The 12113-nt window shown below is 55.2% G+C and carries 11 protein-coding genes and 1 pseudogene; 8 read left to right on the top strand and 4 right to left on the bottom strand.

Annotated features, from left to right (window positions below):
- Window positions 1-6 precede the first annotated feature (6 nt).
- From dapF to ACS18Q_RS14280, 5 genes are all read left to right on the top strand, one after another.
- Window positions 7-837: a diaminopimelate epimerase gene (dapF, locus tag ACS18Q_RS14300; RefSeq protein ID WP_004724363.1), complete on the top strand. Its 831-nt coding sequence runs from the start codon at window positions 7-9 to the stop codon at window positions 835-837.
- 12 nt (window positions 838-849) lie between these two features.
- A complete protein-coding gene (locus ACS18Q_RS14295) occupies window positions 850-1554 on the top strand; it encodes a DUF484 family protein (RefSeq protein WP_004724364.1) in 705 nt (234 codons plus the stop codon).
- Window positions 1526-2455: a tyrosine recombinase XerC gene (gene xerC, locus ACS18Q_RS14290; protein ID WP_004724367.1), complete on the top strand. Its 930-nt coding sequence runs from the start codon at window positions 1526-1528 to the stop codon at window positions 2453-2455. The genes ACS18Q_RS14295 and xerC overlap by 29 nt, the downstream gene beginning before the upstream one ends.
- Before the next feature lie 3 nt (window positions 2456-2458).
- Window positions 2459-3178, top strand: coding sequence for a 5-amino-6-(5-phospho-D-ribitylamino)uracil phosphatase YigB (gene yigB / locus ACS18Q_RS14285; protein WP_154180515.1), 720 nt, complete (start codon window positions 2459-2461; stop codon window positions 3176-3178).
- Window positions 3179-3285: 107 nt separating this feature from the next.
- Window positions 3286-5769: a bifunctional diguanylate cyclase/phosphodiesterase gene (locus ACS18Q_RS14280; protein ID WP_441257184.1), complete on the top strand. Its 2484-nt coding sequence runs from the start codon at window positions 3286-3288 to the stop codon at window positions 5767-5769.
- Between the two features lie 19 nt (window positions 5770-5788).
- On the opposite strand, the gene ACS18Q_RS14275 is transcribed toward ACS18Q_RS14280, so the two are convergent.
- On the bottom strand, window positions 5789-6385 hold the full coding sequence (locus ACS18Q_RS14275; protein ID WP_441257183.1) for a tRNA-uridine aminocarboxypropyltransferase: 597 nt from the start codon (window positions 6383-6385) through the stop codon (window positions 5789-5791).
- Window positions 6382-7911 carry a COG3650 family protein gene (locus ACS18Q_RS14270; protein ID WP_441257182.1) on the bottom strand — a complete coding sequence of 510 codons (1530 nt, stop codon included), beginning with the start codon at window positions 7909-7911 and terminating at the stop codon, window positions 6382-6384. Before ACS18Q_RS14270 ends, ACS18Q_RS14275 begins: the two co-directional genes overlap by 4 nt.
- Window positions 7912-7952: 41 nt before the next feature.
- Between ACS18Q_RS14270 and ACS18Q_RS14265 the strand changes: the two are divergent.
- Window positions 7953-8030, top strand: a pseudogene (locus ACS18Q_RS14265) (EVE domain-containing protein); the annotation flags it as partial.
- Window positions 8031-8147: 117 nt separating this feature from the next.
- On the opposite strand, the gene ACS18Q_RS14260 reads toward ACS18Q_RS14265, so the two are convergent.
- Window positions 8148-8975, bottom strand: a complete 828-nt coding sequence (locus ACS18Q_RS14260) for a Cof-type HAD-IIB family hydrolase (RefSeq protein ID WP_004724378.1) — start codon at window positions 8973-8975, stop codon at window positions 8148-8150.
- A 114-nt stretch (window positions 8976-9089) separates the two neighbouring features.
- Complete coding sequence (locus ACS18Q_RS14255) at window positions 9090-10070, bottom strand: alpha/beta fold hydrolase (RefSeq protein WP_395213116.1); 981 nt, start codon at window positions 10068-10070, stop codon at window positions 9090-9092.
- A gap of 84 nt (window positions 10071-10154) precedes the next feature.
- Here ACS18Q_RS14255 and rhtB point away from each other — a divergent pair, with 84 nt between their 5' ends.
- Together rhtB and ACS18Q_RS14245 are read left to right on the top strand one after the other, a co-directional pair.
- Window positions 10155-10772: a homoserine/homoserine lactone efflux protein gene (gene rhtB / locus ACS18Q_RS14250; RefSeq protein ID WP_014204250.1), complete on the top strand. Its 618-nt coding sequence runs from the start codon at window positions 10155-10157 to the stop codon at window positions 10770-10772.
- Window positions 10773-10805: 33 nt separating this feature from the next.
- Window positions 10806-12032, top strand: coding sequence for an EAL and HDOD domain-containing protein (locus ACS18Q_RS14245; RefSeq protein WP_004724383.1), 1227 nt, complete (start codon window positions 10806-10808; stop codon window positions 12030-12032).
- The last annotated feature ends 81 nt before the right edge of the window (window positions 12033-12113 follow it).

The raw sequence follows: 12113 nt of genomic DNA, 5'->3' as shown, positions 1-12113 counted from the left end.
CGACTTATGCATTTCCATTTTTCTAAAATGCACGGTTTGGGTAATGACTTCATGGTCGTGGACTGCATTACCCAGAACGTTTTCTTTTCCCCTGAGTTGATCCGCCGTATGGCGGATCGTCATACTGGGGTGGGCTTTGACCAACTGTTGGTGGTTGAAGCGCCTTACGATCCAGAGACCGACTTTCATTACCGCATCTTCAACGCCGATGGCAGTGAAGTGGAACAGTGTGGCAACGGCGCGCGCTGTTTTGCCCGCTTTGTGCGCATGAAAGGCCTGACCAACAAATACAGCATCAGCGTCAGCACCAAAAAAGGCAAAATGGTGCTGATTGTCGAAGACGATGATCAGATCACCGTCAACATGGGTGTGCCGGAATTTGAGCCGAGCAAAATCCCATTCCGTGCCAAGCAAGCGGAAAAAACCTACATCATGCGTGTGGAAGAGCAAACCCTGTTCTGCGGCGCGGTGAGCATGGGGAATCCGCACGTGGTGACGGTGGTGGATGACGTGACGACTGCCAATGTCGAGACGCTGGGGCCGCTGTTGGAATCGCACGAGCGTTTTCCGGAGCGCGTGAATGCGGGCTTTATGCAGGTGCTCAATCGCAATGAAGTGAACTTGCGTGTGTACGAACGCGGCGCGGGTGAAACTCAGGCCTGTGGCAGCGGCGCGTGTGGCGCAGTAGCTGTGGGCGTGGTGCAAGGGTTGCTTGATGATACCGTCACGGTGCATCTGCCGGGCGGCGATTTGGAAATCAGCTGGCAAGGTCCGGGTAAACCGCTGTACATGACTGGCCCTGCGACGCACGTCTTTGACGGCCAGCTCTCTTGCTAATAAGGATTTGTTGTGTCGCAACTGGAAGCTGATGCGCTGACGGCCGAAGTGGTCGCAGAGTATCTCAAAGACCATCCGGACTTCTTTTCTCACCGTCCGGATCTGGTGGACCGGTTGGCACTGCCGCATCAGGAGATGGGGTCGGTGTCACTGGTGCACATTCAAATGGCGCGTCAGCGCCAGCGAATTGATGAGTTGGAAGAAGAGATCACCACCTTGATGTCTCTGGCCGCCAACAACGATCGCACCTTTCATGAATTCATGGACTTGCAAGAGCAGATCCTGCAATGTGCCACGCTGACCGAGGTGTGCCGCGCGATTGAAGCCAAAGCGCAGTTGCTTGGCTTAACCGCGTATGTGCGCCTTTTGGGTCACGACCACCCTCGTTATGCCCTGAGCAAAGAGCAGTGGCAACGATTTTCAACCAATCATTTCAATGGCAAAAGCGCCTATCTCGGCCGTTTGCGTCAGGTGGATCGCCATCATCTGTTCGGCGAAGACCATCTGGCACCGGAGATGGGATCGTACGTGATTTTGCCGCTGGTCAAACGCAACCCGCAGGGCGTGCTGGCGTTTGCCAGTGACGATGGCGGCCACTTCCAGCCGTGCATGGATACGCTGTTTTTGCGTCATCTGGCGCTGGTGTTGTCGCATCTAATTGAGATTCTACCTTGGCAGGTGAACGAACATGATCGACTCAGCCACCCCTCTGCCTGACAGTTTAGGTCGGCCTCTGGAGCGCTTTTACGAGTATTTGCGCAGTGAAAAGGGGCTGAGCTTACACACGCAGCGTAACTACAAACAGCAGCTCACCACCATGGCGCAGCACCTCAACCACATGGGGCTCAATCAATGGCAGCAAGTGGATGCCGGTTGGGTGCGCCAATTGGCGAGTAAAGGCATGCGCGACGGCATGAAAGCCAGCAGTTTGGCGACTCGCTTGTCGTCGCTGCGCAGCTTTTTTGATTTTCTGATCCTGCGTGGCGAGCTGAATGCCAACCCAGCCAAAGGGGTGTCGGCGCCGCGTAAGAAACGCCCGCTGCCGAAAAACCTCGATGTGGACGAAATGGCGCAGTTGTTGGAAGTGAACGAAGATGACCCCTTGTCGATTCGCGATCGCGCCATGATGGAACTGATGTACGGCGCAGGCCTGCGTTTGGCTGAGCTGGTGGCGATCAACGTACGCGATGTGAGCCTCAGCGCCGGCGAAATTCGCGTCATCGGTAAAGGTAACAAAGAGCGTAAAGCGCCGTTTGCCGGCCAAGCCAAAGAGTGGGTCGGGAAATGGCTCAAAGTCCGTAGTTCGCTGCTCAAAGGCGACGAACCCGCGCTGTTTATCTCTCAACTGGGCGCGCGTATCTCGCACCGCAACGTGCAAAAACGTATGGCGGAGTGGGGTCACAAGCAGTCGGTGGCCAGCCACATCAGCCCGCACAAATTGCGCCACTCGTTTGCCACCCACATGTTGGAATCGAGCAACAACCTGCGCGCGGTGCAAGAGCTGCTCGGACACGAGAACATCTCCACCACGCAAATTTATACCCATTTGGATTTTCAACATTTGGCGGAAGTGTATGACCAAGCGCATCCGCGTGCGCATAAAAAAGCCAAGGAGTAACCGATGCTGATTTACCGCAACTTGCCGCCCATTCAAGCCCTCACCTTTGATTTGGATGATACCTTGTACGATAACCGCCCGGTGATTCGTCATGTGGAGCAGCAAGTGGCGGCATGGTTGCATCGGGAACACCCAGTCGCGGCGACGCAGCCGATGGCGTGGTGGAAGGCTCTCAAGCTGCGCATCGCGCAAGACAACCCATGGTTGCCGCACGATGTCACCTTGTGGCGGTATGAGCAGATTCGCCAAGGGTTGCTGGCGCTCGGCTATGCGCCGCACCAAGCCGAGCAAGCAGCGAATGACACCATCGACCAAATGACGCAGCTGCGCAGCTGCGTTGATGTGCCTGAAGAAACCCACCGCGTGATGAGCCATTTGGCGACGAAGGTGCCGCTGGTGGCGATCACCAACGGCAATGTCGATGTCGAAAAAATTGGCCTCAGCCGTTATTTTCAACGTGTTTTCAAAGCCGGGCCGGATGGCCATGCTAAACCGTATCCCGATATGTTTGATAAAGCGCGCGCTTTTCTGGCGTTGCCGGCGCAGGCCATTTTACACGTGGGTGACCACCCGGTGACGGATGTGCAAGGCGCCAAACAGTGCGGTTTTCAAGCCTGCTGGTACAACGATCAAGGTCTCACCCTACGTGCAACGCCGCAGATGAAACTGCTGCCGGACGTCGAAATAGAGACGCTATCTCAACTTAATCAACTGATTCTGTGAATCAACGTTGTGATTTCCATTCACAACAATTAACTTCTTAGTCAGTATGTTTTAAGGTAATCAGTTCGTTGGATCGCCAGTCACTCATGATGAGTTAGTTGGATTACATGTTTACATCCTCTCTTTTTATCCCAGCACATCAATCGCTAAACCATGCCCTGTCGGCTTTCGAGTTTTCTGCGCAGGGCCAGACACTCATTCAGGTCTTCTCCAGCCTGCCCGCTCAAGATATTACCCCGTTTGCCGAACAGATCGTTCAGCGCTATCCCGACGCGCAGTTGGTGGGGCTGAGCACCGGGCAGATCATTCACAACGGAGACATTCATCATCAAGGCACTTTGCTGCTGATGACGCAGTTTGCGGAGGCTACGGTGAGCGCGGCGGTCAGCCGTTTTAGCAACAACCCGGTGCGAGACACTCAAACACTGGTCACTGCGCTGGCGCTGCAACCCAATACCCAAGCGATGCTCTGTTTTGCTGAGTACCTGAGTATGGAGCGCTCTGAACGCATTGGTGCGTTCAACCATTTGGCGCCGAATGTGCCGGTGGCAGGGGGCGCCGCCTCAGATGGTGACGACGGCCGTTGGGTGCTGTTGGGGACGCAAACCTATCGCGATGCGATGGTGGCGGTGGCATTGCACGGTGACACATTGCACGCCAGCAATGCGGCGTATACAGAGTGGAACCCGATTGGGCGTCATTTCCGCGTCACCAAGACCGACGGTAAGACGCTGTATCGTCTCGATGACATGCCTGTGCAAGAGGTGTACAACCGCTACCTCGGCGATGGTCAGCATGTGCCGTTTGAGATGCTGCACAACTTTCCGCTCATCAAGGGCGATTTGCAGCAGCAAGATGTCTACGTACCGATGTATGAAGATGAACCGGGGATTGTGCTGAATCAAGCGCTGTCGGTGGGTGACGAAGTCCGTTTCTGCTTTGACCATCCGTCCCTGACTTTAGAACAGGTCTATTTTGGCGCCGAGCAGCTGCGTGCATTTCAGCCAGAGCAGATTTTTGTCTACAACTGCACGTCCCGCTTGGAATTCATTGAAGAGAACCAAGAGCTGTTACCGCTGCAATCGGTCGCGCCAACCCAAGGCTGTTATTGCATGGGGGAGCTGTGGCACGATGGCACGCTGCAACGTTCGCTGCATCACAGCATGACCTACTTGGCACTGCGCGAAGGGGACACGGTTGAGCGCCGCGCTGAACCTTTCTCACTGGGTCGTCATGACGTGATTGCGCCGCTGTTTAGTTTGATTCGTAACTCGCTGAGCGACTTGGACGAGATGAACCACAATCTGGCTTATAAGATTCAAAGCCAAGCCAGCATGCTAACCGCCAGTTATCGCGTCGACCCGCGTACCGGATTACCCAACCGCGTGGTGCTGCGCGAGAAACTGCTGCGCATGGCGGGAAGTCATCATCTGCTGGCGCTCAAGTTAACCAACTTTAACCAAATCAATGAAAAGTACGGGTATCAAGTGGGGGATCGCCTGCTGCAGGATCTCAGCGCCCATTTTCAGCACTATTTGCAGCAACATTTGCCCGGCCGCAGTGAGCTGTTTGCCATCGGGGTGGGCGAATGGGCGACGCTGTTTCGCAGTGAGGCGGATGAAGCATTTATTCACCTGACATTCTCGCAGTTTGTTGATCAGTTGGAACACGTCAATTTCGAGCCGTTTGGGCTGCCGGAAGTGGATTACGTGTCGGTGTCGCTGTGTGCCGGTTTGGTCAGTCGACGTGATTTCCCGGACAAAGACCCAGATGATTTGCTGCTGCGTGCCATCGAAGCACGCCGCCACGCGCATCAACACAACCGTCATTTCTGTAACGCCAGCCAATTGCGCGCGCAAGAGCAGATGCGTCAGGAACGATTGGGATGGTTGTCGTGCGTAAGCCGCGCGGTGTTGGATAACAACGTTTTGGTGTACGCGCAGCCGATCTACAAAGCGCACAGCCATGAACTGGCGTCGCTGGAGTGCTTGGTGCGCATCGATGACGACGGCGAAATTATTCTGCCGGGGCGTTTTCTGCCCATCATCGAAGGTACCCATCTCTACACGCGCCTCAGTCGCCAAATGATCAACCGCACCTTTGACTTGATGCGCGATCGCCATGAAGCGTTTTCGATTAACCTCGCGCCACAAGATTTCATGAGTGAGCGCACGTTGCTCAATTTGGAAGAGGCGATCAAATCGTTACCCGACCCAAGCCGCGTGGGGCTGGAAGTGTTGGAAACGGAGCAGATCAAAGACTACGGCCACATGATTGAAGTGTGTAACCACTTCCGTTCGCTGGGCGCGAGCATCATCGTCGATGACTTTGGCTCGGGATATTCCAACATTGATGAAATCGTCAAACTGGAACCGCAGGTGATCAAGCTCGATGGCAGCCTGATCCGCAACATCGACCAAGACATCAAACAGCGCCGCATTGCGCAGCAGTTGGTGCAACTGTGCCAAGTGCTGAATGCCAAAACCGTGGCGGAGTTTGTGCATAACGATGAGGTGCGTCGCATCAGTGAAGCGATGGGGGTCGATTACCTACAAGGTTTTCATTTGGGCGCGCCGCAACGGCTCGGTTGAGGCGTGCGGCCGCGCACGATCAAGGATGTGGCCAGCGATGGCCACTCTTATCGGCCTGAAAGATGGCCATAAACTGCGCAAAAAACGCCGCCAAGGCATCGGCCTGCGGCGCCTCATCGAGAGCGCGCAGCAGTTCACATCCCACTTCCAAGGTACACAGGTGCCCGTCGCTTTGATTGCGGCGCAGGCGGTATTGCGACAGCTGTTGCGGACTGAGGGCGACTCGGGGTAAATCCTTAAGCCACGGGCTTTTGCGCTCCATTTTCTTTGCTTCCTGCCAGGTGCCGTCGAGCAAAATAAAATGCGGCTTCTGATGTAACGCGCGAGCTTGTGTCAGTGCGTCTTCCACATGAAGGCTCGGCTCGCCCGGATAGACTAACACGGAGTAATGGCCTGGATCGGCGATGCGTGCCTTGAGCGCCGCGTTGGGTTCGACGCGGCTCCAACTGAACGCTTGGCAGTCGGGCAGGGCGGCCGTCAGCCAGCGTCCCGTGTTGGTGTCACGCGACCGTTCGTTATCGTGCATCAGCAACGAAAGTTGCAGCGCACTGGTCAGCTGGGGCACCTGTTGGCACACGCATTGGTGAACCAACAAGCAGTGTGGGCAAGGTGTCACAGTTTCACGCCCGCTTGTTTCGGGGAGAGGCCATCGGCAAACAAGGTGATGCCGCTGATCTCCTCACTTTGCGCCACGTCGGCCACGCTCGGATTGACCGGATAGCTGATGCCGTTGTATTGCAAGCGGTGCGTCGCAGCTTGCGCGCCGCCGCCACTCACCGGCAGCATCAGATCCTGCCATCCATGCGTGTTGTGCTTACCGAGTTGAAAAGGGGTCCGCACCAAAGTAATGCGGCTGTTAAAACGCCACTCCTGATTCTGCTGCTGGAATACCAACAGCGTGCAGCCCCCGGAACCACACCAATCCAACTGCACCAGCAGTTCTGGTTGGTTGTCACCGGTGAGATCGTATTTCAACCAGCGATACTGCGTGTTGTCCGGCGCGGTGTGATGCAATGCAAAGTAGCGACGCAGCGCTTGATCAACATCTTCTTCGTAGTCGTCCCGCGAGGCGATCTGGTGATCGCTCAGTGGCGCAGGGCTTGCGGCGGGGGAACTGGCTTGGCGGGCAGAAAATAGCACCAGCCCGCCGTTGGCAATGGGGTAAACCACGTCGCCGACTTTCTCTTTCTCGGCGCTGAGCGTGCTGCCCTCGCGCGTGAAGACGCGTTCCGACACCAAATACTGCTGCTGATGTTGGGTCATCACCACTTGAATTTGACGCGGATTGAGCTGCTGCCAGTAGCCGCGTTCGACAATGTCGGCTTCGCCGCTGCTGTAGTGGTAGCGGGTGGTCGCCATATGATCGGCATCGAGGTTTAAGGTCACGCTAAAGCCTGTGGTTTGGGTGGAACTGGCAAAGTAAGTGCCAACCCACTCCAGCGTTGGATCGCTGTTGCCCAAGGTCGCACAACCTTGGTAGTCACCGCCTTTGAGGCTCAGTTCAGAGCGCCAGCCATACAGCGTGTCGCTCATGCCATCCGCGCACGCTTCGCGTGTCAGGCTCAGTTCGCCATCTTCGAAACGATAAACCCGCTGGTTGGCCGACAACCGGCTGCTGTCAATCGCGAACGTCTGTTTCGGGCCGCCGAGCGGCTGGAATGTCAGGCCATCGGCGGTGTAGTTCATCGACCAGAAGGGTTCGGTGCCAAATGCGCGCGTTGGCGTGGCCGCTAAGTTGCAGCGCTGTGGGTTTTCAGCACTGAGCATGTTCACTTGGTCGACCACAAAGCGCGCGGCGTAATCGCCGTTGTAGCCTGTCTTGCTGGGCGGCGCCAGATGCCCAATCACTTCGCCGTACATGATTTGATAGGGCGAATGGGCTAAATCGGTGGCTTGTTTGACCTGCGTGGGTGACAGGTCAAGCAGCAGTTGTTGATTGCTGCCACACGGGGTGAGCGAGCGCACTTCCGGGCCGATCACGACCTGACCACGCACCACAAACGGTTGGGGTTGAATGGAGGCCGGTTGGTCCAAGCTGGTTTTCGGCGGTTCAGCGGGGGTGGGCTGAGGGCCGGGTGTGCTGGAGCACGCTTGGAGGGCAAGGGCGGTCAGGATTGCGGCTGGGGTTCTCAGCGCCTTCATGGGATCTCTTCCTCGTGACAGAACATTAAACGGGTTTCATTATGGCATATTGGCTGTTCAAAACAGAACCAGACACCATCTCTATTGACACGCGGCGAACACAAAAGGTTTCCTGTTGGGCGGTGAACGTTGATGATTTCGTTATTGGCAAGGCGCGTTAGGGCGTGCGCCTTGTGCCTGAGCGCGCAAAAAGGCAGCTGAGGCTGCCTTGGGACGCGATGCAAAGAAGCGCGTGATTAAATCAGGTGCGTTTGCAGGTAGTGCGGTACGGCATCATCGGCGTTGCTGCCGATCACCTCGTTGTTAGGCAGGGCATGCATCACTTTCTCGTGCGCTGTGCCCATGATGAGGCCTTTGCCAGCCATCGACAGCATTTCCACATCGTTCATGCCATCACCAAACGCGATGCAGTTGTCGAGTGTCAGGCCGAGCGATTCTGCCACGGCTTGCAGCGCATCGCCTTTGGACACGCCGGCACACATCACTTCTAAACACCATGGGGTGGAGAACGCCACGTTCACCTGATCGCCAAAGTGTTGGTTGATGAGGGTTTCGTAGTGCACCAGTTGCTCGTGGTCGTGGCTTTCATTGCTGAAAAACACTTTGGCGACGCCGTCGGTCGGGGCCGCATTCACATCAAACAGGTGGTAGCTAAAGCCGGATTCTTCATGGAAGTTACGCAGCACTTCATCTTCACGGTTGAGCAACCATTCGTCATTGCGGTACAGGTGCACGTAAATGTCCGGTTCGTGCTTGACCACATCGATGATTGCTTGCACGAGCTGAGGTGGCACGTTTTTGCTGTACATTTCACGGCCGTTTTGGTCGTGTACGCGCGCGCCATTGGACGTGATCATATAAGCCGGAATGCCCGCAATTTCACGAATGCCCGCCACGTCGACGTGATGGCGTCCGGTGGCAAAAATGAACGTGTAGCCTTTCTGATGCAGATCGTGCAGCGTCTGTTTGGCAAACGGACTCAGTTGATGATTCGGTGCCAGCAGCGTGCCGTCAAGATCGGAAGCCACAATACGGTATGGCGATGCGTTACGTTCAGTGGTCATAAAACCCTCTTAGTCACAGGTGAAATAGCGGCGATGCTCGCGCGTTTCTGAGCGGTTAGTGTACGTGAAGCGAAAGAGGAAAAAGAGGGTAAACCTACCACAGCAAAATTTCCTCTATTTAGCCTCGCTGGCGTGCGCAAAGTGGCTGAGGACGGCGTCCAGCGCTTGATTGCGATACTGATCTTGTTCAAACAGCAGTTCATGCCGCGCGCCCAGCACCACCTCGATCGCACTGTGCGGGTTGGTGCGTGCCAGTTTGGTCACAAATCGGGTTTGCGCTTGGTTGCTGACGATGGTGTCGGCTTCGGCCTGAATCACCAAAGTGGGCAGCCGCACTTGACGCGTCAGCAAAATGCACTGTTTGGCGCCCATCAATCCTTGCCACACCCAGCGTGTGCTGGGGCCTCCCAGTTTCAGTTCTGGTTTGGCTTCGTACAGGTCGCGGAACCAGCGGTAGCGCACTTCGCTGTGGGTGAGCGGGTTGATTTCAAACGGCTTGGGATAATACGCGCTGTAGCCCGGCGCGTAAGTCGGTTTGTGGTAAATGGCCGTGAGCATTTGTGACAGTGGTAGCGCCACCGGACGTAGTTGCCACGCCATGTGCACGCCAAACATCGGTGCGCTAAGCGCCATGGCGTGAAACCCATGTTGCGGATGGGTTTGCACCAAGCGGGTGGCGATCGCGCCGCCCATCGAATGGCCCAAAAGAAAACGCTGTGGATAGCGGCTGAGATCCCACATGTCGAGCAAACCGGCGAGGTCTTGAACGTAATCGTGAAATTCGCCGACATAACCCATTTCTCGTTCGTCAATCAAGCGATCAGACAAGCCCTGCCCGCGATGGTCGTAGGCATAAATGTCGTATCCTTGCTGAAACAGATCGTAAAACAGTTCTTGATACTTCCAAGCGGATTCGATGCGACCGTTGACCACCACAATGGCTTTGCGGTGTTCCGGCTTGGTTAATGAGCACCAATAGAGTTGGGTCTTGTCGAACGCACGATAAACCCCTTCATCACGCGTGCGCCACAAATCGGCAATCTGATGCTGGATTGCTTGCTCAAAGTTGGACTCTTGAGTATAAGGTGAGGTCATAACACGGGCTCGACTCATCACAATGGGTGAGTATCAAATTAGTTGTCTAAGGTCGCTAGAATAAGCGAGTTGGGAGGAATTGCAATGGATACGCATGTTTGGTTGGCTTATGTGGCGACGGCGATTGTGTTTAGCTTGGCGCCGGGATCCGGCACCGTCAATTCAATCAGTAATGGTTTGAGTTACGGCACGCGCAAGTCGCTGGCCGCCATTGCGGGGCTGCAAATTGGTTTGGCGATTCACATTGTGTTGGTGGGCGCGGGCATTGGCGCCTTGGTGGCACAATCGGCACTGGCGTTTACACTGATCAAATGGGTGGGCGCCGTGTATCTGGTGTGGCTCGGCATTCAAAAATGGCGCGATCGCAGCAGTTTGATGGCGGAGAGTGCCACGCAAAACCAGCGCGCAGGCACGTTGCTGCGTAAAGCGGTGCTGATTAATCTGACCAATCCGAAGTCGATTGTGTTTTTGGTGGCTTTATTTCCACAGTTTCTTGATCCAACAGGGGATCAGCTCACTCAGCTCTTGGTGCTGGGCATCACAACCGTTACCATAGATGCCTTTGTGATGTTGGGCTACACCTCGTTGGCGTCACAGATGGGGCGTTTTATTCGCTCCGATCGCATTATGCGTAAAATTAATCGAGTATTCGGCACCATGTTTATGGGCTGTGGTGCGCTGCTGGCAGCGGCCAAAGCCTAATCATCACCGGCGCCGAATGCGTTTGAGGGTGACATGTATACCACTTATGTAGCACGACAACCCATCTTAAACGCGAAGCGGCAGACATTAGGATATGAACTGCTGTTTCGTGATGGGGAAGAGAATGCGTTTCCTGAGCACATGGACTCTGATCGTGCGACATATCGACTGATTGTCGAAAATTTTCTGGCCGTCGGCACCAACCCGTCGATTGCCCGTTCACGCTGTTTTATTAATTTTCCGTACAAAAGCTTATTGCGCCGCTTGCCGCTGACACTGCCCAGAGAGCAGATCGTGGTGGAGGTGCTGGAAACCTGTTCGCCGACTGATGAACTGCTTGAAGCGGTGCGCGAGCTTGGCGCGCGTGGTTACTTGATCGCGCTGGATGACTTTGTCTATGCGCCGGAGTGGGAGCGATTCCTGCCGTACGTGCACATTGTCAAACTCGACATCATGGCGCTAGGGGTGGATGAAGCGTGCGAATTCGTTCGTCAACGCCTCGATCACGGCAGTCGTCGCCGCTTTTTGGCGGAACGGGTCGAAACCGAAGCGCAGTTTGATCAGACACGCCGCGCCGGGTTTACCTTCTTTCAAGGCTACTTCTTCAGCAAGCCGCAAATCATCAAACAGCGCTACATCAGCCCGGAACACGTGCTGGCGATGCAACTGTTTCAGGAAGTGTGCCGTCCCGACGTTGATTTTGAGCGCATTGAACACATTGTGGCGCAAGACATCGCGCTGTCGTACAAGCTGCTGCGCTTTGTCAACAGCATGTCGGATCGCCTCGCGGTGCCTATCTCTTCATTTCGCCAAGCCTTGGTGTATCTTGGGCAAGATCGGCTGAAAATCTTTGTCTCGCTGGCGGTTGCGTCTTACATCTCGGTCAAAAAGCCCAAAGAGCTGTACAACTTGTCGTTGCAGCGGGCGCAGTTCTGTCAGTTGATGGCATCGCGTCGCCCGTTTGTCGAGTTTAAAGATCAGGCCTTCATCATTGGCCTGTTTTCGGTGCTCGATGCCTTGTTGGACACATCACTCGGCGAGTTGGTGGAACAATTGCCGCTGACCAAAGCGATCAAAGATGCGCTCAATCAGCGCATCGGACCGTTTGGCGAATTGCTCAATCTGGAAGAGTGTTTTGAGCATGCTGATTGGCAAGGGGTGGAAAACTGCTGCTTGCAACTGGGGTTGCAGGTCAACGAGGTCACCAATCATCTCGCAGCCGCTCAACGCTGGAGTCAGGATGTGAATCGCCTGCTGTAGATGAAACTTTTATGACAGTGAAAGCACGCGCATTGACGCGTGCTTTTTTGTAATTAAGATATATGGATATATGAATATATT

It is taken from the genome of Vibrio sp. Vf1514 (assembly GCF_052076135.1).
Taxonomy (GTDB): Bacteria; Pseudomonadota; Gammaproteobacteria; order Enterobacterales; family Vibrionaceae; genus Vibrio; species Vibrio furnissii.
The sequence above is the reverse complement of the archived record's forward strand: the minus strand, read 5'-3'. Positions and strand labels throughout refer to the sequence as shown.

What these genes read in the sequence shown, in the direction of transcription:
- ACS18Q_RS14280 (WP_441257184.1), top strand. Translation starts at nt 3,286, where the DNA reads ATGTTTACATCCTCTCTTTTTATCCCAGCACATCAATCGCTAAACCAT.
- ACS18Q_RS14270 (WP_441257182.1), bottom strand. Translation starts at nt 7,911, where the DNA reads ATGAAGGCGCTGAGAACCCCAGCCGCAATCCTGACCGCCCTTGCCCTC.
- ACS18Q_RS14260 (WP_004724378.1), bottom strand. Translation starts at nt 8,975, where the DNA reads ATGACCACTGAACGTAACGCATCGCCATACCGTATTGTGGCTTCCGAT.
- yigB (WP_154180515.1), top strand. Translation starts at nt 2,459, where the DNA reads ATGCTGATTTACCGCAACTTGCCGCCCATTCAAGCCCTCACCTTTGAT.
- xerC (WP_004724367.1), top strand. Translation starts at nt 1,526, where the DNA reads ATGATCGACTCAGCCACCCCTCTGCCTGACAGTTTAGGTCGGCCTCTG.
- ACS18Q_RS14245 (WP_004724383.1), top strand. Translation starts at nt 10,806, where the DNA reads ATGTATACCACTTATGTAGCACGACAACCCATCTTAAACGCGAAGCGG.
- rhtB (WP_014204250.1), top strand. Translation starts at nt 10,155, where the DNA reads ATGGATACGCATGTTTGGTTGGCTTATGTGGCGACGGCGATTGTGTTT.
- ACS18Q_RS14255 (WP_395213116.1), bottom strand. Translation starts at nt 10,070, where the DNA reads ATGACCTCACCTTATACTCAAGAGTCCAACTTTGAGCAAGCAATCCAG.
- dapF (WP_004724363.1), top strand. Translation starts at nt 7, where the DNA reads ATGCATTTCCATTTTTCTAAAATGCACGGTTTGGGTAATGACTTCATG.